This window comes from Alkalicoccobacillus plakortidis (assembly GCF_023703085.1).
Lineage (GTDB): Bacteria > Bacillota > Bacilli > Bacillales > Bacillaceae_D > Alkalicoccobacillus > Alkalicoccobacillus plakortidis.
Genome location: NZ_JAMQJY010000001.1, coordinates 2,283,291 through 2,305,018 on the forward strand (window position 1 = coordinate 2,283,291; position 21,728 = coordinate 2,305,018).

General features: G+C 40.6%; 18 protein-coding genes and 2 pseudogenes. 8 read left to right on the forward strand and 12 right to left on the reverse strand.

The annotated features are described in order from the left end of the window. Positions 1 to 352: 352 nt before the first annotated feature. From NDM98_RS12070 to NDM98_RS12080, 3 genes are read left to right on the forward strand one after another with little or no spacing between them, the layout of a single operon-like run. The gene (locus NDM98_RS12070; protein WP_251607908.1) at positions 353 to 1,078 is read left to right on the forward strand and encodes a (Fe-S)-binding protein; all 726 of its coding nucleotides are present in this window, start codon (positions 353 to 355) and stop codon (positions 1,076 to 1,078) included. 14 nt (positions 1,079 to 1,092) lie between these two features. Beyond that, positions 1,093 to 2,538: a LutB/LldF family L-lactate oxidation iron-sulfur protein gene (locus NDM98_RS12075; protein ID WP_251607910.1), complete on the forward strand. Its 1,446-nt coding sequence runs from the start codon at positions 1,093 to 1,095 to the stop codon at positions 2,536 to 2,538. Beyond that, positions 2,516 to 3,232, forward strand: coding sequence for a LutC/YkgG family protein (locus NDM98_RS12080; protein WP_251607912.1), 717 nt, complete (start codon positions 2,516 to 2,518; stop codon positions 3,230 to 3,232). The genes NDM98_RS12075 and NDM98_RS12080 overlap by 23 nt, the downstream gene beginning before the upstream one ends. A 20-nt stretch (positions 3,233 to 3,252) precedes the next feature. Here NDM98_RS12080 and NDM98_RS12085 read toward each other — a convergent pair whose 3' ends face one another. The 6 genes and pseudogenes from NDM98_RS12085 to NDM98_RS12105 all read right to left on the reverse strand — a co-directional run bounded on the left by NDM98_RS12085 (position 3,253) and on the right by NDM98_RS12105 (position 10,280). Next, positions 3,253 to 3,978 carry a FadR/GntR family transcriptional regulator gene (locus NDM98_RS12085; protein WP_251607914.1) on the reverse strand — a complete coding sequence of 242 codons (726 nt, stop codon included), beginning with the start codon at positions 3,976 to 3,978 and terminating at the stop codon, positions 3,253 to 3,255. Between the two features lie 443 nt (positions 3,979 to 4,421). Further along, positions 4,422 to 6,486: pseudogene (locus tag NDM98_RS12090) on the reverse strand (bifunctional aldolase/short-chain dehydrogenase). Between the two features lie 30 nt (positions 6,487 to 6,516). Then, positions 6,517 to 7,770: an L-rhamnose isomerase gene (gene rhaA / locus NDM98_RS12095; RefSeq protein ID WP_251607916.1), complete on the reverse strand. Its 1,254-nt coding sequence runs from the start codon at positions 7,768 to 7,770 to the stop codon at positions 6,517 to 6,519. Then, the gene (locus NDM98_RS24055; RefSeq protein WP_308807718.1) at positions 7,763 to 8,458 is read right to left on the reverse strand and encodes an FGGY-family carbohydrate kinase; all 696 of its coding nucleotides are present in this window, start codon (positions 8,456 to 8,458) and stop codon (positions 7,763 to 7,765) included. Before NDM98_RS24055 ends, rhaA begins: the two co-directional genes overlap by 8 nt. Positions 8,459 to 8,471: 13 nt before the next feature. Further along, positions 8,472 to 9,047 carry an FGGY family carbohydrate kinase gene (locus tag NDM98_RS24060; RefSeq protein WP_307728798.1) on the reverse strand — a complete coding sequence of 192 codons (576 nt, stop codon included), beginning with the start codon at positions 9,045 to 9,047 and terminating at the stop codon, positions 8,472 to 8,474. 270 nt (positions 9,048 to 9,317) lie between these two features. Then, complete coding sequence (locus NDM98_RS12105; protein WP_251607918.1) at positions 9,318 to 10,280, reverse strand: AraC family transcriptional regulator; 963 nt, start codon at positions 10,278 to 10,280, stop codon at positions 9,318 to 9,320. Between the two features lie 132 nt (positions 10,281 to 10,412). On the opposite strand from NDM98_RS12105, the gene NDM98_RS12110 reads away from it, so the two are divergent. From NDM98_RS12110 to NDM98_RS12120, 3 genes and pseudogenes are all read left to right on the forward strand, one after another. Continuing rightward, positions 10,413 to 10,562, forward strand: coding sequence for a hypothetical protein (locus NDM98_RS12110; protein WP_251607921.1), 150 nt, complete (start codon positions 10,413 to 10,415; stop codon positions 10,560 to 10,562). A gap of 75 nt (positions 10,563 to 10,637) precedes the next feature. Then, positions 10,638 to 11,042: pseudogene (locus tag NDM98_RS12115) on the forward strand (carbon starvation CstA family protein); the annotation flags it as partial. Positions 11,043 to 11,156: 114 nt separating this feature from the next. Beyond that, positions 11,157 to 12,743 carry a glutathione ABC transporter substrate-binding protein gene (locus NDM98_RS12120; protein ID WP_251607923.1) on the forward strand — a complete coding sequence of 529 codons (1,587 nt, stop codon included), beginning with the start codon at positions 11,157 to 11,159 and terminating at the stop codon, positions 12,741 to 12,743. Between the two features lie 39 nt (positions 12,744 to 12,782). On the opposite strand, the gene NDM98_RS12125 is transcribed toward NDM98_RS12120, so the two are convergent. The 6 genes from NDM98_RS12125 to NDM98_RS12150 all read right to left on the reverse strand — a co-directional run bounded on the left by NDM98_RS12125 (position 12,783) and on the right by NDM98_RS12150 (position 20,140). Beyond that, the gene (locus NDM98_RS12125; RefSeq protein WP_251607926.1) at positions 12,783 to 14,384 is read right to left on the reverse strand and encodes a response regulator transcription factor; all 1,602 of its coding nucleotides are present in this window, start codon (positions 14,382 to 14,384) and stop codon (positions 12,783 to 12,785) included. Between the two features lie 13 nt (positions 14,385 to 14,397). Further along, complete coding sequence (locus NDM98_RS12130) at positions 14,398 to 16,164, reverse strand: sensor histidine kinase (protein WP_251607929.1); 1,767 nt, start codon at positions 16,162 to 16,164, stop codon at positions 14,398 to 14,400. Positions 16,165 to 16,275: 111 nt separating this feature from the next. After that, a complete protein-coding gene (locus NDM98_RS12135) occupies positions 16,276 to 16,824 on the reverse strand; it encodes a DUF624 domain-containing protein (RefSeq protein ID WP_251607932.1) in 549 nt (182 codons plus the stop codon). A 122-nt stretch (positions 16,825 to 16,946) separates the two neighbouring features. After that, positions 16,947 to 17,789, reverse strand: coding sequence for a carbohydrate ABC transporter permease (locus NDM98_RS12140; protein ID WP_373370407.1), 843 nt, complete (start codon positions 17,787 to 17,789; stop codon positions 16,947 to 16,949). A 2-nt stretch (positions 17,790 to 17,791) separates the two neighbouring features. After that, the gene (locus NDM98_RS12145) at positions 17,792 to 18,739 is read right to left on the reverse strand and encodes a carbohydrate ABC transporter permease (protein ID WP_251607938.1); all 948 of its coding nucleotides are present in this window, start codon (positions 18,737 to 18,739) and stop codon (positions 17,792 to 17,794) included. 108 nt (positions 18,740 to 18,847) lie between these two features. Continuing rightward, entirely contained in the window at positions 18,848 to 20,140 is a 1,293-nt protein-coding gene (locus NDM98_RS12150; protein WP_251607941.1) for an ABC transporter substrate-binding protein, read from the reverse strand. A 261-nt stretch (positions 20,141 to 20,401) separates the two neighbouring features. On the opposite strand from NDM98_RS12150, the gene NDM98_RS12155 reads away from it, so the two are divergent. Together NDM98_RS12155 and NDM98_RS24675 are read left to right on the forward strand one after the other, a co-directional pair. Next, the gene (locus tag NDM98_RS12155) at positions 20,402 to 21,643 is read left to right on the forward strand and encodes a glycoside hydrolase family 95 protein (RefSeq protein WP_251607944.1); all 1,242 of its coding nucleotides are present in this window, start codon (positions 20,402 to 20,404) and stop codon (positions 21,641 to 21,643) included. Further along, positions 21,597 to 21,716: a glycosyl hydrolase family 95 catalytic domain-containing protein gene (locus NDM98_RS24675; RefSeq protein WP_373370408.1), complete on the forward strand. Its 120-nt coding sequence runs from the start codon at positions 21,597 to 21,599 to the stop codon at positions 21,714 to 21,716. The genes NDM98_RS12155 and NDM98_RS24675 overlap by 47 nt, the downstream gene beginning before the upstream one ends. The last annotated feature ends 12 nt before the right edge of the window (positions 21,717 to 21,728 follow it).

Genomic DNA, 21,728 nt, shown 5'->3' on the forward strand with positions numbered 1-21,728 from the left:
CTCCGTTCCTTTTCCTCCCATCGCTCCAATCTGGTCTTCTATCGCTCAACTTCCTCCTCCATTGCTCCAATTCGGCTTTCTATCGTTCCACTTCCTCCTCCATCGCTCCAATTCGGCTTTCTATAGCTCCACTTTCCCTTCCATTGCTCCAATCTGGCCTTCTATCGTTCCACTTTCCCTTCCATTGCTCCAATTCGGCTTTCTATAGCTCCACTTTCCCTTCCATTGCTCCAATTCGGCTTTCTATCGTTCCACTTCCTCCACTAGTTTTCTATTGAACTCCCATCTTCACAGGTTTATAATAAAGACAATATTTAATGGTCTGACCATATGACTGATTGGAGTGATTGATATGAAAGTGTCCTTATTTATTACCTGTTTGGCGGATGTGTTTTACCCGAATGTCGGGAAAGATGTTGTTGAAGTCCTTGAACGCCAAGGCTGTGAGGTTGATTTCCCTGCTAGCCAGACCTGTTGTGGACAGCCGGCTTATAACAGTGGTTATCATAAGGAAACCAAAGAAGTTGCCAAAAGTATGATTCGATCGTTTGAGCATTCACAATATGTTGTCGCTCCTTCAGGTTCTTGTGCAGCGATGTTACATGAGTACCCTCATCTGTTTAAGGATGATACAGCCATCTGGTTAAAACGAGCGGAAGAGCTTGCAGCAAAAACCTATGAGTTTACTCAATTTCTTGTTGATGTACTAGGTGTTGAAGATGTCGGCGCAACGTGTCCTGCATCAGCCACGTATCATACGTCTTGTCATATGACGCGACTACTTGGTGTAAAGGAAGCACCTATGAAGCTTTTAAAAAATGTAAGCGGATTAAATTATACGGAGCTTCCTGGTAAAGAAACCTGTTGTGGGTTTGGAGGAACCTTTTCTGTCAAAATGAAACCGATTTCTGAACAGATGGTCGACGAAAAAATCGCTCATATTGAAGAAACGAATTCTGAGGTGCTAATTGGTGCGGACTGTGGCTGTTTAATGAATATTGGCGGACGCCTAGAACGTCTAGGTAAACCTGTTCAAGTAAAGCATATTGCTGAAATTTTAAATCAACAGAAAGTGTAAAGGAGGAACCAATCATGCCAATGAAAATTGGAGACAAACCGTTTTTTGATCGTGTGAATAAAGGCTTAGGCGACTCGTTTATGAGAGGCTCCGTTGTCTCCGCACAAGAACGCTTAAAAAATGCTAAAACACGTTCATCTGATCAACTAGGTAACTGGGAGGATTGGCGTGAACAATCGGAAGAAATTAGACAACACACACTTGAGAATCTTGATTTTTACCTAGAACAACTCGCAACAAATGTAACGAAACATGGCGGACACATCTATTTTGCACAAACTGCACAAGAAGCAAATGACTATATTAAAAGTGTTGCGGAGAAAAATAACGCAAAGAAAATCATTAAATCGAAATCAATGGTAACAGAGGAAATTGGCATGAATGATGCGTTAGAGTCAATAGGATGCGAGGTAATTGAGTCCGACCTTGGCGAATATATTTTGCAGCTAGATGACCATGACCCGCCCTCTCATATTGTTGCTCCCGCACTTCATAAAAACCGTGATCAGATTCGTGATACATTTGAATCTAAACGCCAATATAAGGGTAGCTCCACACCCGAGGAACTCGCATTATTTGCACGCCAACAGCTGAGAGAGGAGTTCCTAACAGCTGATCTCGGCATAACAGGCTGTAATTTTGCGGTTGCAGAATCTGGATCCGTTGCGCTTGTGACCAATGAAGGCAATGCGCATCTAACAGCCGATTTACCAAAAACTCAGATCTCAGTGATGGGAATGGAACGGATTGTGCCTACGTGGGAAGAGCTTGATGTCATGGTGACAATGCTTTGTCGTAGCGCCGTTGGTCAAAATCTCACAAGTTATGTAACGGGTTTAACCGGTCCACGACGTGAGGGTGAAACAGATGGTCCCGAGGAATTCCATTTAGTTGTAGTCGACAATGGTCGTTCTTCTATTCTTGGAACAGAATTTCAATCGGTTCTACAATGCATTCGGTGTGCAGCCTGTATAAACGTTTGTCCCATCTACAGACATATCGGCGGACACTCTTACGGTTCCATTTATCCCGGCCCCATTGGTGCCGTGCTTTCTCCATTACTTGGTGGTTATGACGATAATAAAGAGCTGCCTTTTGCTTCAAGCCTTTGTGCAGCCTGTACGGATGCTTGCCCTGTAAAAATTCCGCTTCATAATCTATTAATTGAACATCGCCGCAAAATTGTTGAGGATGAGAAGATGAATGGCTTGGGTGAAAAGCTCGCCATGAGAGGTTTTGGCTTAGCTATGAGCTCATCAAAAGTCATGAGCACCGGCGCAAAGCTTGCTCCAAGACTGATGAAACCTCTTGTGAAGGATGGAAAAATTGTTCGTGGTCCAGGACCAATGAAACCATGGACGGACATTCGTGACTTCCCGACACCTGCCAATCAGTCCTTTAGAAAATGGTATAAGACAGAAAAAGGGGGAGCAGATCATGACAACAACAAAAGAAAATAATCAAGAAACGTTTTTAAATGAAATTGCGAAAAACCTTGGACGCCCTAGAAAAAAAGAAGTCACTCGACCAATATGGAAAAAACGTCCTCAATGGGATGTCCTTGCAGATGCCTCCCCCGATCAGCTGGTTGAACAGCTGAAGGACCGTTGCCTAGCCATTCATACACAAGTAGAAGAGGCAACGCTTGAGACCCTTCCGGCTACATTAAATAAGGTACTGCAAGAGTACGAAGCCTCCTCTATCATTAATTGGAGCGATCCACGATTTGAAGAATTTGGCCTCCAATCATTTTTTGAAAAACATAGTGAAAATGGACATCCCGTTCACTATTGGGATCCAGAACGAGAAAAGGAAAACATCGCTTTTGCCGAAAAAGCAGACGTCGGTATCACATTTTCTGATATGACCCTTGCTGAATCAGGAACAGTGACACTGCTTAATACAGCGGGAAAAGGGCGATCCGTAAGCTTTTTGCCTAAATCGTACATCGCAATTATTCCTAAAAGCACACTAGTGCCGCGAATCAGCCAAGCTACTAGGATGCTTCATCAACTAGTGGAAGAGGATCAACCATTCCCTTCCTGTGTAAATTTTGTTTCTGGCCCAAGTAACAGCGCGGATATTGAAATGAATCTCGTTGTAGGTGTTCACGGACCCGTACGTGCCTGTTATATCCTTGTGGATGACAAGTAAATAAAATGGAGAGACATCAGCTACTCAGCTGAGATCTCTCCATTTTTTTGTTTGTATTCGACTAATAAGTCATTAATGGTATCTAAATGAATAGCCATTGCTTCTTTTGCTTCAGTTGGCTTTTTTGCCTTTATCGCCTCTGCTACGGCGATGTGCTGATCAACAAGCTTCTGTCTAATTGAGTACCCTTCTATAACCTTTACCATCCAGACCTTGGTTACAACACTCGAAATTTGTAGCACTTCTGAGAGAAAGGAATTTCTCGCCATATCTGCAACCAAACGATGAAACTCAAGATCAAGCTCTAAAAAGCGATCATGATTAGCGGAATCCTTCATTTTCCCAATCACTTCATCTAATTTTAAATGATCTTCTTCTGTGGACTTTGCCGCTGCCATTTCGGCCAAAACAGCTTCCATTTTCACTCTCGCCTCAACCAGTTCAAGAATATTATCATAGCTGATTTTGGACATCAACTCGAGGTGTTTAGTGAAGAAATCACCGAAGCTTTGTGCGACGAATGTCCCCTCAGGTACTCGGACTTCAACGAGACCTAACGCAACTAACGCTCGAATCGCTTCTCTGAGTGTACTTCTTCCAACACCAAACATTTCCATTAGCTGCTTCTCACTTGGCAACTTGCCACCAAGCGGGATCGTACCATTTATAATCAATTCCATTAACTGCTGTACAATATTTTGAGACATCGTTGTCTTTTTTACTTGGTTAATCTGACCCTCTAGCATCTACTCACTCCAATGATCTGACCTTAAGACCTTAATGATACATTAGGGTAGATGAAACGACAAGATCCTGCGTACTTTGCTTGTTCAGAATCAATGGTCTCCACACCGTCTAGCTGCAATGAACAGGAAATATGTTCGGTCTTATTCCGATGTATTCGAGCTTTCTCGGATGTATTTCCTGCTCTTTCCGTTGTATTCGATCTTCTTCGGATGTATTTCCTGCTCTTTCCGTTGTATTCGATCTTCTTCGGATGTATTTCCTGCTCTTTCCGTTGTATTCGGTCTTCTTCCGATGTATCACGCTTCCTCCTGATGTATTTTCTCTCTTTCCGATGTATTCAATCTTCTTCCGTTGTTTTTACCCTTCTTCACATACAAACAAGCTTGCCGATGGTTATCGACAAGCTCAAAAGTCTTTAGGTTCGTGCCTATTTTGCTTGCCTTTATCTCGTAAATGCAGCTGGCACTCCGCCATCAACGGTAATCATGCAGCCTGTTGTTTTCTCAGATTTTGATGAAGATAGGTACAGAACTGCATCGGCAATATCTTTCGGCAGAATCATTACACCTAGAGTGGTGCGTTTTTTGTAGTGATTTTCTAGCTCGTCTGGTTCGATGCCGTATGCCGCGGCACGTTCTTCGCGCCATGCAGAGCCCCAGATGGCTGATCCCTGCAAGACTGCATCAGGTAGGACCGTGTTAACTCGGATACCGAAGTCGCCGCCTTCAGCTGCAATCGTGCGAGCTAAATGAGCTTCAAGTGCTTTCACTGAGCTGTAAGCAGACACGTTTTTGCCTGCATAGATGGAGTTTTTTGATCCGATAAAGACCATACTTCCACCAATTTCTTGTTTTTTCAGAAGTTTAAAAGCTTCGCGAGATACAAGGAAATACCCTGTACCGAGCACGTTCATATTTAGGTTCCACTCTTTTAGGCTTGTTTCATCAAATGGACTTGAAGTAGCAAGTCCAGGCATTGTTTACAAGCATATCCATTCCACCATAGGTGCGAGCTACTTCAGCAAATGCCTCAACAATTGCTTCTTCACTCGTTACATCCATCTTAATCGCTAGTGCACGTCCTTCGCCGTACTCTGCGTTAATCTCAGCAGCTATTGTTTCAGCTCCTTCAAGATTTAGATCAGCAAGTACCACATGGGCTCCTTGGCTTACGTATTGACGGCATGTTTCACTACCAATGCCTCCAGCTCCTCCAGTGACAAACGCGATCTTACGAGAGAACTCAGCTTCAGCTTGGTGCTAAAGATAGTTTGTAAAGCTCAAGTGGCCAGTATTCAATGTGGAAGGATTCTTCCGCATTTAGGGAGACAAACTGACCTAGAGCTGTGGTTCCTTTCATAACAGAGATCGCTCTTGTGTACAGTGCACCACTAACCTTTGAATTCGCAAGGCTTTTACCTGTGTTCACCATTCCAAGTCCCGGAATTAGAATGACTCTTGGCGAAGGGTCAAACATCTTATCTCCTTCTGATTGGTGCGCTTGGAAATAAGCCTCATATTCTTCTTTATACGTTTTAATCCCTTCAATAAGCTTCTCCGCTAATATCTCTGCTCCTTCAGTATCTGGCTCCAGCTAATATAAAGTGGTACACGTTTGGTATGAACTAAATGATCTGGACACGCTGCTCCTACCTGAGATAGCACCTCTGCATCCTGACTGTTAACAAACTCAAGAATGCTCTCCCCATCATCGTAAGAAAGAATCGCTTTCTCTTGTTGACTCACTTGTCCACGGATCACTGGCATCACACTAGCCAACACAGCTTTTCGCTCATCTTCAGCTAATGACGTATACTTTGCACCGCCAAATATTTCAGCCTGCTTTGATTGAATAAAAGATTCGGCTTCATTGATCACGGAGATTGTGCGATCATAGCTCTCTTTTGCTGTCTCTCCCCATACAACTAGACCATGCTTCTCCATTAAGACAAGCTCTGCTTTCGGGTTATTCTGAACTCCTTCTGCAATCATCTTAGATAAGGTGAAGCCAGGACGAATATATGGAACCCAGACAAAACGGTCTCCGAAAATTTCTTTTGCTAGCTCTTGCCCGTTATCTGCGCAGCATAGGCTGATAATTGCATCTGGATGTGTATGGTCCACATGCTTAAATGGCAGGAAGGCATGTAGTAGAGTTTCAATGGACGCACGTGGATGCTTTTGGCTCAGCATGCAGTTTTCAAGATAGGCAACCATCTCTGCATCTGGCATCTCGACTTTTTCAATTAAGGGACGAACATCCTCAAGGCGAAGACCAGTAAAATTCTTTGCTCCCATTGTAGCAAGGTCCGATCCACTTCCTTTTACCCACATCACTTCTACTTCACGACCACGAAAATCTATTTCTGTTGTTTTCATCGATGTATTTCCGCCACCCCAGTTACACACGGCACGGTCAGATCCGATTAAATTCGATCGGTATACCAGTTCATCTAATCCTTGATTCAAAGACTGCGCTTCTTGATTATTCCAAAGGTTTTTCACCATTTGATCTCATCCTTTTCTCTTCGTTTTGCACTACACTCGCTTAGATTGAACCGTTTCTTCATACTGCTGGATATTTTTTAACAAGCTTTCCTTAACCGGCACCTGTTGTCTTTGGCAGTATTCATCCCAAATCGCTCCAAATGGATACGTTTTGAATTCCTCTAGCAATGCCAATCTCTCTGTAAAATTACCTTGCTCTTGAAGCGTTTTTAAATGCTCACTTGGCTCAAGCAATGCATATAGCAAGGCTTTTACTGTATTACGTGTCCCGATTGTCCAGGCAGCGACACGGTTTATGCTTGCATCAAAGAAATCGAGTCCAATGTTTACTCGTTCAAGCGCGTCTGAGCGAACGATTTCGTGCGCAATCTCCTTCAACTCATCATCAAATGTAACAACGTGATCACTATCCCATCTCACAGGACGCGATACATGCAGTGCAACACGTTCATTAAATAAGAGCAGGGATGATAGTTTGTTAGAAATCATTTCTGTTGGATGAAAATGCCCTGAGTCAAGCAAACAGAGCTTCTGATTCTGTTGCGCATAGCTCAGATAGAACTCATGAGATCCAACGACATACGCCTCTGAACCAATCCCGAACAATTTACTTTCTACCGCATCTAGAACTAAGCTTTCGTCATAGGTTTCAGAGAAAATCTCATCCAATGAATCTTTTAATCTTTTCCGTGGTGTTAATCGATCACTAGGTGTGTCCTTGTAGCCATCCGGCACCCAGATATTCACAAGAGTTGGTGTACCCAGTTGCTCACCAAAATAAGCAGCTATTTTCCGGCTTGCCTTACAATGATTAATCCAGAACTCTCGAATCTCTGGATCCGGGTGACTAAGCGTTAAGCCGTCCTCTGCCAACGGATGAGCAAAGACAGTCGGATTAAAATCAAGTCCAATTCCTCGTTCTTTTGCCCAAGCTACCCACTTTTCAAAATGCTTAGGTTCAATGGCATCACGGTCTACATCCTCTCCATCCGTTTCCGCGTAGATGGCGTGCAAATTCACTCGATGTTTTCCAGGAATAAGAGATAGTGCTTGATCCAAATCTGCACGGAGCTCATCTCCATTTCGTGCTTTTCCTAAGTAATTTCCGGTTACATCTATGCCTCCTGACAGCTCACGCTTGGCGACTTCAAATCCTGAGATATCATCACCCTGCCAGCAGTGAACAGAAATCGGTACACTCGCTAACTTCTTAAACGCTTCTTCTACATCAACACCAAAGCGTTCATAATGGGTTTTTGCGTCTGTAAATGTCGTGTTAGCCATAATGGATCTCTCCTTTTTGTGGGGTATATTGGTTTAACGAAAATGATACTGCAACAAGCTCTCGTGCTTCTGCTAAATCATGTATCTCTTTGCTCGCAATCATTTGGACAATGATATTACCGATAGCTGTGGCTTCTATTGGACCTGCCACAACCTGTTTTCTAGTTTGATTAGCTAATAGTTGATTCACATACTCATTTTGCGCACCACCGCCAATGATATTAACCTGATCAAATGGCTGCCCTACAATCTCTTCTATCTGATCAATTGCCGTTTGATAGCTTCGTGTTAAGCTGTGAAACACACATGCCGCCACCTCACCTGATTTAGCTGGTACGGGCTGATTGGTTTCAATGCATGCAGCTTGAATTTCTTCAATCATGTTAACGGGGTTCAAAAACCGGTGTTGATCGACATCAATTATGGCTGGATTCTCTACCTTTTTACTTGCTTGTACAAGGTCATCAAAGGAGTAGATATCCCCATATAGTCGCTTCACTTCTTGGATCATCCAAAAGCCCATGATATTTTTCAAGAAACGGAATCTATAGTCGACACCACCCTCGTTTGTGAAGTTGTAAGCCAACGCTTTTTCACCACAAATAGGCTCTTTGTTCTCCACGCCAAGCAACGACCACGTTCCAGAGCTTAGATAAATGGTTTCTTTAGATGCAGGTACTGCAGCCACTGCAGAGGCTGTATCATGTGTGGCTTGGTACTACAACGTCGATATCAAATCCGAATTCATTGACAAGCTCCTGCCTGAGGCCACCTATGCGCGTCCCTGGGGAAACAATCTCTTCAAATAGATCTGCACGGACACCAATACCCTCAAGCAGCACTGGGTCCCACTCTTTTGTGAATGCATTCATTAACTGTGTGGATGTTGCATTCGTATATTCATTAACCTTTTTCCCTGTAAGAAGGTAATGAAAGTAGTCTGGAATCATTAAAAAGGATTGTGCCTTCTCAAGTACGTCCGGCTGCGATTTTTTTAGAGCTGCAAGCTGGTAGATCGTATTAAATGGTTGAAATTGAATTCCAGTATAGGAGTAAATCTTCTCCTTAATAATCTTCTGGGTCACTTCATCCATCACGCCGTCTGTTCGCGTATCTCGGTAGGCAACAGCTGGTGTTAACAACTGATCTTGCTCATCTAACAAAACAAAATCTACCGCCCACGTATCTATTCCAATCGTAGAGGGCACGATTCCTCTGTCTCGGCATGTATGAATCCCTTTTTTGATCTCATCAAATAAGTAATCAATATCCAGCATAACTGTCCAGATTTGTTTATCATCGCATTCGAAAACCGATGAATCTCCTGCAGATCGAGCTTCTGATCCTGAAGACTGCCGACGAGAACCCGTCCACCTGAGGCTCCAATATCTACTGCAATATGATTAGATGTCACTATCTCACCTCTCTTTTTGAAATCGCTTTCTTTTGTTCAGTATATAAAATGACTTCAGACATCACTAGGTCCGTATTCATCAAATCATATGTCCTTATTTGCATATAAAAAAGACCTCCATTCATCAGAGGTCTTAAAGTGATTCACGATATATTTTGGGGGTCATCCCATATCTCTTCTGAAAAATACGGTAGAAATAGCTCACATTATCATAGCCGACTTGATTTACAATCATGACAATAGGTAGGTCTGTTTTTGCCATTAACTCACAAGCTATAGATAACCGTTTTTCCTGGAGAAGCTCTTTAAAAGTTTGATTTGTCATCTGCTTAATTGCACGGCTTAGAACATAATCATGCTGGTTTAACTTATCTGCAATTTCTACTAGGGTTGCCGTACTATATGATTGATTAATGTAGGCTAATGTTTCTTGTATCCAGCTACTATGTAACGTTAATGTCTCTGCCCCCTCAATCTGATGCTCGTTCTGCGATAATTCAACAAGTAACAGTCCAACCTGGAGCTTTACCCGAGCTTCTGAAACATCAACTGGATTAAGGATCTCATGTATTATTGTCAGAATGAGATTTTGTAACGTATGGTTATCCGCTGTTTTAAAGGTAAGATACTGTCCTTGATAGGAATAGGTATAGAGGCTGTCCATTAGAAATCGATAGATCGGCCCGCGAATATTTAAAAATGAAAAAATGTACTCAAAAAAGCTAGGCTGAATAATGAAGTTGATAATAATATCTTCCTTATTACAAGGATTAATCTCGTGTTCAATATGCTGATTAAGGAACATCAGCTCTCCTTCTTTTAGTTCAAGCTTCTTCCCTGCGATTGTTTGAGTGAATGAACCCTGGAGCACATAACTCATCTCAATGTAATCATGCTTATGCTTGGGGAAATGAACAAACCGCGTATGTTTACGTACCATAATCGTCTCATTATTTGTTAGGAATTTTTTGCTCTCTACAGTGGTAAATTGAGATTGTGATGTATATCGATTCTGTGAGACTTTATTGTCAGAGAGAATATCTCTCTCCTCATCGGTTAAAGGGGTTAGTTGTTCAAGGATTTTTTCCTTCATCATGATCACCTCTACTTCCTCAAACTATAGCACACGGAACTACCCTTTTTATAACGAAAACGTGTTCATCTTTTTAATTATGATATACTTCGTTCTAGGCTTTTTAAACTGTTTAGAAAAAGCGAGGCACACGATATGTTTGAATTGTTAATTACGATGTTAGAACGTCTGGGCATCATTGTCATGATTGCATTTATCCTGACTCGCTTTGGATTCTTTCGTCACCTTATTACATCAAATCAATCAAGCACACGGCAGCAGATTATCGCGATCTGCTTTTTTTAGGCGGTATTGTTCTGCTATTAGTAGGGTATTTCACTTACGGTAAAGTAGTAGAAAAAATATTCGTTCCAAACGACGCTTCTGCTTGGTTCCGTATTTGGTACATTAGCTATTTTAGGTGTTCCTTTGTTTGTTGTATCAGTATTTTTGACAACTGTTGACTTCACTCTATTATGGAGATACTTCTCTTGGGCGAATCAGTCAACTGCCGTCATTGCCTTATGGGTCGGTAGTATGTATTTGTTTATTGCTAAACGAAATTATTGGATTGCGGTTATTCCTGGTATCTTTATGACGATGGCGTGTGCAACCTATATACTAAATGCACCGATTGGTTTAGGACTGTCCATGAGTACATCGTATTTAATTGGAGCCGTTGTTACACTTCTCATTACTGCCTTGTTCTTTAAGGCAGCTGTAAAAGCAAGAGGGCAGAATATACCTCTTGAAGAAGATGTTTCAGATTGGAAAAACCAAGCGTAAGCCATTCCCCTACTAAAGCCGAGCACTTTAGTAGGGGTTTTTATTGTTTTACATACTATTTCAATGTATAGTAGATGGGATTTATCTTATAGAGAGAAAGAGGAGTGAAGAGACATGAAACAGAGAAAGAAATTTGGATTAGGTGTCTTAGTCGTCTCGATCAGTGCTGCGTTAATGGTAGGCTGCGCAAGCGATGATATCGGTTCGGATGAGACAGAATCAGAAGGCACTGCCGGTGGAGACCTTGTTGTAGATATGCAGTCAGACGTGGTTTCATTGGATGTACATGGTTCAAACGACACGGCATCAAGTAATGTCACCTCGAACATTTTCGAAACACTAGTCACACAGAACGAAGACTTGGAGTTGGAACCAGGATTGGCTGAAGATTGGAAACAAATTAGTGATACGGAGTGGGAATTTAATTTACGAGAAGGTGTCACTTTCCACGATGGAACCGAGTTTGATGGAGAAGCTGTAAAAGCTAATCTAGATCGTGTGCTTGATCCAGAGGTTAGCTCACCAAGAGCATTCTTATTTGAAATGATTAACGAAGTAGAAGTGGTTGATCCATATACCATTCGCCTACATACAGATTATCCTTTCGCACCACTTGCTGCGAATCTAGCTCACTACGGCGCGGCTATGATGAGCCCTGCAGCGATTGAAGAGGACTATCAAGCAATGGAAGACGGTGCCCAAGCAGGCAGCTATCTAAATGAACATCCTGTTGGTACTAGTTATTTTACATTTTATTCATGGAATACGGGTCAGTCCATTAAGCTGCTTAAAAATGAAGACTATTGGGGCGAACCTGCTCAAGTTGACTCTGTTACATTCCAAGTCATTCCTGAGGGTAATACACGTATCGCGAATCTTGAAACAGAAGCTAGTCATATCGCTAATAATATGAGCTCAAGTGACTTGAACAGATTTGAGAGCACAGATGGACTAGAAGTAAATCAAACCGAAAGTGTAGGCATGCTTTATCTCGGATTTAATAAACAGAATGAGATTTTGAATGACCCACTTGTACGCAAAGCTTTATCATTAGCGATAAATCGTACGGACATTGTTGAAGGGATCTTTAATGGTGTAGGTATTGAAGCTACCTCTCCACTTGCACCAAAGGTATTTGGACATGACGATTCCATTGTAAGCAATGAATACGATGTAGAGCAGGCAAAAGAACTGCTGGCTGAAGCAGGTTATGAAGATGGACTTGAAATCACATTAAATACAAGTGATCAGCGTGAACGTCAGGATATTGCGGAATACATTCAATCTGCACTTGGAGAAATTGGTGTAGATGTTTCCATTGAAACAAATGAATGGGGTTCTTTTCTTGATCTGACCTCACAAGGAGAACAAGAATTATTTATTTTAAGCTGGTCTACGGTTAATGGAGATGCCGATATGGGCTTATATCCACTTTTCCACTCAGATAACCAAGGGTCACAAGGGAACAGGACCTTTACATCTGAAGAAGATCTGGATGAGCTCCTTGAGCAAGCAAGAGTGAGCGAAGATGAAGACGAGCGTCTTGCATTGTATAACGAAGTGCAAACCATCGTAGCTGAAGACAGTATTATTCAACCATTAATTCATGAAGAATTTTTAGTTGGACTAAGAAGTAACGTGAATGGATTCTGGCAAAGCCCAACAGGAGTTTTGGTCTTACATGATGTGACCATTCAATAAGCATAGTTAAGACCGCAGCTAGATGTTGCGGTCTTTTTCTCACTGTGCTTTTGATTTTTTTTGGATCAAGTCTGTAGGGGTATATCCAGTATATTTTTTAAATGCGCTTGAAAAATATGCTGGGTTTCCATATCCTACATTCTCTGATATCTCATAAACGAGATACGTTCCTTCCTGTATCATCGATTTTGCCTTTTCCATACGAACACGCAGTAGATAATCTTTAAACGATTCTCCAACAACTTTCTTGAAGATTCTTCCTAAATAGTTTCTTGAGATATATAGTTGCTCTGCCAAATCCTGCAGCGTAATATTTTGATCCATTTGTTCCTGTACAAAATCTATAATTTGTTCAACAAGCTGACGATGCTTGAGGTTTTCATCCCATTTTTGACTATGACAGATATTAATTACATTATTCTTAAAAAGCTCTGCAAACTCTTCCCATGAATGTTGATCAGATAATTCCTTGTAAATATCATACCCACTTGGGAACAGATCTTCTATTCGAATGCCTATGTCATAAAGAGAATGCGTTTTTAATGTCCACAATTCAATTCCTAAGCGAATCGCTGTTTCTTTGTGAAAAGGATCCTCTTTTAACGTCTCGTATATGGAATTAATAACAGCACATGCACTGTCTTCGTCTGCATATCGAATCGCTTCAGATAATTTCTTATTACTTGTAATTAGATCTTCAGATAGTGCTGTTTTACTTGACTCAGTGATGGAAACTTTCCCTTGCTGAATAGGTACTAGTTTAAGCGCATCATTAGTCGATAAGTGAATCTGTGTCCAATTACTCACAATCGTACCTACCGTAATTAGAGGTTTAATTCCTAGATGCGTATTTAACCTTTCATCTAGCACTTCTTTTAGCTTCTGCAACTTGGATAATTGATCACTATGATTCTCTCGATCAAGATGAATGAGTAATGCAGCCTGATTGGAATGAAACTCCGTATAGTGGAAATGTTTAAAGATCGTTGATGCCGTTTCTTTTATGACATTACCTAATACAAATCGAAAAAGATACCAATCTCTATTCAAAAGCTGTGAGCGATCCTTTTGTTCAACGTAGGTAATTAATACACTTGCATGATCTAATTGTTCCCATTGCTCAGTCAGTTTTTTGGCAACCTCAGGAGTGCTTTTTGTAACTGTTGAGTCAGTGATGACAGATTTGATCCATTCCTTCTCTATAAGTGGTTCATAAAGCATAACCTTATTTCTTAGTTCAGAGAGCTTCATCTCTTCTATATATTTTTCTTCTAGTTGCGAAATTGTCCTCATTAATACTTCTTCTATTGTGGCTCTTGAAGCTGGTTTTGAAAGGTAGTCGTTTATCTTAAGACGCATTGCTTTTCTAGCGTATTCAAAATCACTATAACCACTTAGAATAATGACGTGTCCATTAAATCCCGAATCTCGAAGTTCTTCAACCATATCCAAACCGTTTTTAATAGGCATGTAGATGTCTGTGATCACCAAGTCCGGACTTGTATCATAGATAAGCTGTAATCCCTCTTGTCCATTGTTTGCCTGTCCTACCCATTTGCACTCTAAACGGTCCCAAGGGATAATCATCTTTAATCCTCTTAGCACTCGTTCATCGTCATCAATAATAACGACCTTCCACATCCAACCGCCTCCTTTACTCATCCTGGTCTTGCAAATGAAAGTATTCGGCATTCACTTTTGGAATTACTAATTGAACGGTCACACCACCAAATTGGTTCTCAGTTAGTTGGACACTTGCTTCCGTTCCAAAATAGACATCAAGTCGCTCTCTAACATTTTTAATACCATAACCACCTGTCTCAAATTTAGGGTGTTCTAGGTCTTGCTCAGGAAACCCGCTGCCGTTATCAATAATTTCAATCGTAAGAGTTTGATCTTGTTCAGTAATGATGATGTGAATGGAGCAAGTATTCATTCCCGAAAAACCATGGATGACTGCATTTTCAACAAATGGCTGAAGTGTCAACTTCGGGATAAAATAGTTATTCATATCTCCTTCACTCGTTATTTCATAGGTTAACCGATTGTCACTGTTAATCTTTTGAAGCTCTACATAGTTAACTAAGTATTCTAACTCGCGCGATACAGAAATGATATTATCTCCTTTTGATAATCCAATTCGAAGCATATTGCCTAACAGCTCGAGCATTTTGCTCATATCATCATCGCCACGTTCTATTGCTCTCCAGTTTAATTGATCAAGTGTGTTGTAGAGAAAGTGTGGGTTAATATTCGCTTGTAGTGCTTTGATCTCAGCAATCCTCTGTCTTTTTGTTTGTTCAATAACAGAGGCATGTAATGAATCGCTCCTTTTTACAAGCTCTCTATATCCATTATATAGAAGACCAATCTCGTTCTGATAGTCCGTTGGTAATTCTTCAGTTACTCTAGTGTGCGGATACTTCTGCATGACATTTTTTAATTGAATAATAGGTTCAGTGAATTTTTTTGTTAAGAATAATGTCACAGCTGTTAATAGTAAAATTGACAGGATCCCTATACATGAAAGCCAGATTGAAATTGACTTACTTCCTGCTGTTATTACTTCCTTTGGCGTTACTTCTATAATTGTCCAATCAGAGGATGGCACAGCACTAGAGACAACTAGATCCCCATTGGTAATCGTTGCCTGTTCCGATACACCTCTTTGTTCCTGTAATCTCTGTGCCGATTGCTGCAAAAAAGAGCTTAATTCAGTTGAGACGTCATCTACATTGTGGTTTGAGAGAAAAGAGGCATCGCCATCTAAAATGAATAAGCTAGATCCTTCTCCTTTTTGATGAAGCCAGTCTCGAATGAATTGGGTGTGTATATTTAGAATTAATACAGCTTCAAGGTCTCCCCTTGTTGAATACACATTTCTCCCATAACTAATGACCTCGTCCGTGTTAAACAATAAGCTTACTTCCCTCTCTCCTAACCAGCCTCCAGTTACATCAGCAAGCTTCATAGCCCAATTTGAAGAACGAAACTCTTCTATTTCATGATATTGAACAGGATGCTGCGAATTAACAGGGGGATTGTCCATGTATACAGATACAGATTGCAACCCTGGAACACTATAAACAATATTTGAAAAATCCAGATCCACTAATGTTCGTTGACGAGAGGACGCAGGTAACTCATTCATTTCTGCTTCCTTTGCCTGAGTAATAAGGTCTTGAAAAGCCTTCTGTCTCGACATACCGATTGAAGTTTCTTGAAAGCTACCTAACTCACTACTTAATTCACTGCTTAATATATTTAACTTCTCTTCTTGATGCTTAATAATTGTTTGAGTATTTTCCCTTGTTGTTAGTTGATAGGTCACAACAATAATCGTTAAAAGTAGCAACAAGACAAATGTAAAAAAACTACTAAAAAAGATCTGTCTAATTTTATATTTTTTAAACACGTCCATAGTCTCTTCTCCAAACTATCTCGTCATGTTACCGCTTTCAACTATATCTTATCAAATTACTCTCATATTGGAAATAAGGGAAGGCATGAGCCTTCCCTATAGGTACATTATTTATACTGTTTGATAACTAGCGGCAAGACCCGCCTTTGTGAAAATACGTAAAGCAAACTGCATGATAAGCGCAGCAGGTAAACTGACCCCATAAAAGAGTAGTAAACCAGGGAATAAAAAGTATAGATACGTAATCAAGCTTAGCAAGATGCATAACAGTAAAACATAATGCAAATTGGCTACACCAAGAAGAAGTGCATATCTAACTGCTTGAAGAGAAGGCAGATCCATATAAGCTTTTAATGGAAATGCTAATAGTGAAATAGATACAAATAGAAAGACAATCGTTAACAGAAGCATTCGTGGCAGTATACCGGCCTCCATTAATATCATTGCACGACCACTAATGACTAGTGAAAGTAAACCCAATGCGATGGTCCAACCAAAGAGATTAGCATGTACAAACTCTTTTTTATAACTAGCTTTAAACTCCTTAAATAGAGAAGCTGTACGGGTCCCAGTCAGTCCTGCCCCTAAAAAGGACTTTTTCATGACAGAATAAGCAGCAGCTGAAGCTGGAGCCCAACCAAATAGTCCTAGTCCAAGCAACCGTAAACCCGATCCACATCAGATTAATCACAGCGAGTCTCATTAGAATTTCACAATAGTACATGACGCCTTCTCCAAGTTTCTGAATATTCATTAGGCCCTCCTTTTTCTTCTGCGGCTTATTATTTAAGACCAGTTGTTGCAATACCTTCTACTAAATATCGTTGGAAAAACATGAATAGAATCAGCTGTGGTAATAAGGACAATGACGACATAGCAAGCAATGGTCCCCATGACGTACCAGCTTCTGCATCCATAAAGTTTCTTAACCCTAATGAAATCGTATGAATTTCAGAGCTATTCAAATAGATAAGAGGAGAAAGAAAATCATCCCATGACCACATAAAAGCAAAGATCGCAACTGTTACAAGCGCTGGCTTAAGCAACGGTAGAATGATACGCCAAAACACGCCGAAAGTTGAGCAACCATCAATAATCGCTGCCTCATCTAATTCTTTAGGAATACCTCTAATAAACTGGATCAACAGAAAGATAAAAAACGGTGTTCCACCAAGAAAAGCAGGCACAATTAGAGGATAAAATGTATTTACCCAATTAAACTGCTGGAACAAGATGTATTGCGGAATGAGGGTGATCTGCATTGGTAACATCACTGTTGAGATTAGGCAGGCAAATAGTATTTTTTTGAATCTAAAGCGTAATCTCGCAAATCCATACGCTACAATACTAGATGATAGTATGGCTCCTACAACAACACTACCCGTTACAAATAATGAGTTTCTAAAATAAACATCAAAACCTATTCCTCCAAATCCTGCCCATCCCTCAGGATAATTAAGCCAATCCACCTCTATTGGAATTAAAGAGATTGCGTTTGCAAAAATCTCCGTCTCTGGTTTAAGCGAGCTTCCAAACATCCACAGAATTGGGTACAACATAAGAAAACTAAAACCGATGACAAATATATAATAGATAGAGTTAGATAATTTGGTTGGTTTGTTCATCATTAGTTCCCTCCATCCGAATCATAGTGTACCCATAGACTAGATGTTTTGAAGATAATCAGTGTGAACACTCCGATTATGACAAGAAGCACCCAAGCCATTGCTGATGCGTAACCCATATTTAAGAACTCAAAAGCAACTTCGTACAAATACACAGCATAAAACAATGTTGCGTCTCTTGGGCCTCCTCCAGTGACTAGGAAAGCCTGTGTAAATGTCATGAATCCTCCTATCATTTCCATGATAAGGTTAAAAAAGATGATCGGTGTAAGCATCGGTAAGGTTATTTTGAAAAATTGTCTGACTCGATTTGCACCATCAACACTAGCCGCTTCATACAAGTCTTTTGGGATCTGTCTTAAGCCAGCTAAAAAGATAATCATCGGCGCTCCAAATTGCCAAACAACAAGTAAAACTAGAATAGACATCGATGCATTGGGGTCTCCAAAAAAACTGATCGTACTTAACCCTAAGGAGTCTAGCATCGAATTAACTGCCCCGTTCCGACCAAATAACTGTCTCCATACCACCGCAATCGCAACACTTCCTCCGATTATAGATGGAACATAATAAATGGTTGTAAAGAGTCCAGAGCCCTTTTTACCAGCATTAAAAATCATCGCAAGAAATAAGGAAAAGGCAAGCTTTAAAGGTACGGCGATAATGACAAATGTAAAGGTTGCCTTCAGGGATTGAATAAACCTCGGATCATTTGTAAACAGCTTTACATAGTTACTAATACCAGTCCAAACAGGCGCTGTTAGCATATTGTAATTTGTGAAGGATAAATAAAATGAATAGATCATGGGTCCTATAACTAAGCCAAAGAAACCAATTAGCCAAGGAGATATCACAAGATAAGCAGTTAAACTTTCTTTCCAGCTTTTCTTTCTAATTCTTTTCTTTTCATCAAGCGTAAGCTTTTGAGCTGTTGATTTGACTGTCTCCATTTCCCACCTCTATTTATTAGACATTTTTAGACAGGTAAAAAGAAAAGAGAAAAGGTCAGTCCAAAATTGGCCTGACCTCTACCCATACTCGTGTATGTGAAGCCAATGTTAGTCGAGAATTTGCTCAGCTTCAGAGCGGAAAGTCTCCGCACCTTCTTCAGGAGTCATATCTCCGTACTTAACTGCTTCTAACATACGATTAAATGAAGCTCTCACTTCAGCCTCTCCTGGTGGTGGTAAAGGTTCTGATTCACCCGCGCGTTCTCCTACAATCTCTAAGAACTCAAATGTTTTGGCTACACTTTCATCAACCTGATCTAATAAATGATTACGAACCTCTGATGAAATCGGAACACCACGTTCTGCCATTAAGATCTCATTACCTTCAATATCATTGGTCATAAAATCAATAAATTTACCTGCTGCTTCTTGTTTGTCTGTTGCAGCTGAGATGCTAAATGACATACTTGGACGGATCCAATCTCCTGGAGCTGTAGCTCCTTCAGCTACAGGAAGTACATTCACACCAATTGGGTCCTCAGACATTGGCTGAATTCCAATTACACCGTTACTCGCACCAACCGCCATTGCTGCTTCTCTGTTTGCAATCATCGACTCACCGCTGTCGTTGATCTCCACTGTTACATCGTGTGGAGTGGAAACTCCATTATCAATCATGTTTTTCTCTAACGTTAAGAAGTCTACGAGCGTCTGATCCTCAAAACCTAGTTGCCCATCTTCTCCATAGAGATGTTGTTCAAACTGGCGTGCATAATGGGTGAATGCTTCATACTCAGCTTTTACAAAGTCAAAGCCCCATGCCCCATCTCCTTCACCCTTGGATACTGTATCCATCGCCTCATAAAGGTCGTCATAGGTATATCCAGGCTCTAGATTTATATCATATTTCTCAAATAATGCTTCATTATATAGTGTAGAAAAGGCATTCGCTCCCGAAGCTATCGCGTACGTACTACCATCCTTAATGTTCATTTCCTGATACACATCTTCTACATCATCCATATTAATCGTACCGTTCTCAATTAGTTCATTTAGATCTAGCACTAGTTCACTTGAAATATACTGTTCAAGCTTAGATGTATCCATTTGAATAACGTCTGGTAGATTGCTACCAGCAGCTTGTGTTGTTAACCTCTCCCAGTAACTATCAAACCCAGTGTACTCAGGTTCAACACGAATATCAGGATTTTTCTCTTCAAATAATGCGATGGCCTCTGTCGTCATATTATGACGCTCATCTGATCCCCACCAAGACACACGTATGACAGTCTGTCCATCTCCTGAGTCTTGATTTCCCCCAGTTGGTCCACCAGGAGTACAGCCAGCAACAACTAAACTTAATACGGTTACACCTGTGATCATTCCCCATTTTCTATTCAAAAGTAACCAACCCCCGCTCAATTTGTAAGTGCTTTCATATTCTAATTATAAGCGCTTACATTATGTAGATATATATAATAAATGTTAAATATCTATCAAAAACCAACACACTTACAAAAGTCTTCACGCATTTTAACTTTATCACATAAATATCGCCATTTTTTATTTCAAAGAGTCATACACTTATGCAGAGTTGTGATATGATCTTATTAATTAATTTATGTATACGCTTACAATTAAAATTATGAAGGATGTGTATCAGTGAAGCTTCAATACGAAAAACCTGCTGAACTTTGGACAGACGCACTACCCATCGGAAATGGAAGTCTTGGAGCCATGGTATTTGGAGGTGTTCACAATGAACGACTTCAATGCAATCAGGATACACTTTGGTCCGGTTCACCTCGGGATCAGTCTAACCCCGAAGCTTACGAACACCTTCCACATGTTCGTAAGCTGTTAAAAGAAAAAAAGTACATCGAGGCTGATGAAGCTGCCAAGAAATTAATGGGGGCGTATACTCAATCGTATCTGCCTTTCTGTGACATCCATCTTGCATTTGATCATGAGGACTCTTATTCCAACTATCAAAGAAATCTCGATTTAACAAGAGCCGTTTTGAATACAAGCTATGAATCTCGAGGTGTTACATATAAGAGAGAACTATTTTCCTCCTTTCCAGATCGTGCGATTGTGCTGAAACTATCTTCTAATCAGCCTCAAGCCTTATCATTTTCTGTTCGTATATCAAGCCAATTACAAACCATTAGTCAAGCGAGTGGTCAGCAAATTCATTTAATAGGACGTTGTCCAGATCACGTAGATCCTTCTTATTACAACACACCAGATCCAATTATATATAAAAACGATCTTGAATCGGAGGCCATTCGTTTTGAAGCTATATTAGATCTTCAACATATTGATGGCGAGATCAACGTTTCCAAGGATTCTTTGATCATTACAGATGCAACAGAAGTTATCATTCGTTTTGCAGCTGCTACAAGCTTTAATGGCTATGATCGCTTGCCAAAAACAGAGGGTAAGGATTATCGGGCTGAGGTATCGACTATTCTTCAACAAGCTGTCGCCAAACCGTATCATGATCTTCTTCGTTCTCACCTGGAAGATTACCAACCACTTTTTCAAAGAGTAGACTTTGAGCTGGATTCAAGCGCATCAAAAAACAACCTACCTACAGATCAAAGAATTAGTAAATATGGTGCACGGGATCAAGGGTTAGTTGAGCTATTATTTCACTATGGACGCTACTTGATGATTGCGAGTTCAAGGCCTGGTTCACAACCCGCTAATCTACAAGGGATATGGAATGATGAGCTTCGCCCACCGTGGAGCAGTAATTATACATTAAATATTAATGCACAAATGAACTACTGGCCGGTTGAAGTTTGCCAAGCTTTCAGAATGCCATACACCTTTTTTAGGCTTCATTCAAGAACTGAGCGAGACTGGCAAACAAACTGCTTCCATTCATTATGGATGTGATGGTTGGACGGCTCATCATAATTCTGACATTTGGAGACACTCTCTTCCAAGCAGGAAACAAAAATCATGGTGAAACAATATGGAC

Coding starts and splice junctions, on each gene's coding strand:
- NDM98_RS12070 (WP_251607908.1), top strand. CDS start 353: ATGAAAGTGTCCTTATTTATTACCTGTTTGGCGGATGTGTTTTACCCG.
- NDM98_RS12075 (WP_251607910.1), top strand. CDS start 1,093: ATGCCAATGAAAATTGGAGACAAACCGTTTTTTGATCGTGTGAATAAA.
- NDM98_RS12085 (WP_251607914.1), bottom strand. CDS start 3,978: ATGCTAGAGGGTCAGATTAACCAAGTAAAAAAGACAACGATGTCTCAA.
- NDM98_RS12080 (WP_251607912.1), top strand. CDS start 2,516: ATGACAACAACAAAAGAAAATAATCAAGAAACGTTTTTAAATGAAATT.
- NDM98_RS12130 (WP_251607929.1), bottom strand. CDS start 16,164: ATGGACGTGTTTAAAAAATATAAAATTAGACAGATCTTTTTTAGTAGT.
- NDM98_RS12140 (WP_373370407.1), bottom strand. CDS start 17,789: ATGAACAAACCAACCAAATTATCTAACTCTATCTATTATATATTTGTC.
- NDM98_RS12120 (WP_251607923.1), top strand. CDS start 11,157: ATGAAACAGAGAAAGAAATTTGGATTAGGTGTCTTAGTCGTCTCGATC.
- rhaA (WP_251607916.1), bottom strand. CDS start 7,770: ATGGCTAACACGACATTTACAGACGCAAAAACCCATTATGAACGCTTT.
- NDM98_RS12105 (WP_251607918.1), bottom strand. CDS start 10,280: ATGATGAAGGAAAAAATCCTTGAACAACTAACCCCTTTAACCGATGAG.
- NDM98_RS24060 (WP_307728798.1), bottom strand. CDS start 9,047: ATGCTGGATATTGATTACTTATTTGATGAGATCAAAAAAGGGATTCAT.
- NDM98_RS12125 (WP_251607926.1), bottom strand. CDS start 14,384: ATGTGGAAGGTCGTTATTATTGATGACGATGAACGAGTGCTAAGAGGA.
- NDM98_RS12145 (WP_251607938.1), bottom strand. CDS start 18,739: ATGGAGACAGTCAAATCAACAGCTCAAAAGCTTACGCTTGATGAAAAG.
- NDM98_RS12110 (WP_251607921.1), top strand. CDS start 10,413: ATGTTTGAATTGTTAATTACGATGTTAGAACGTCTGGGCATCATTGTC.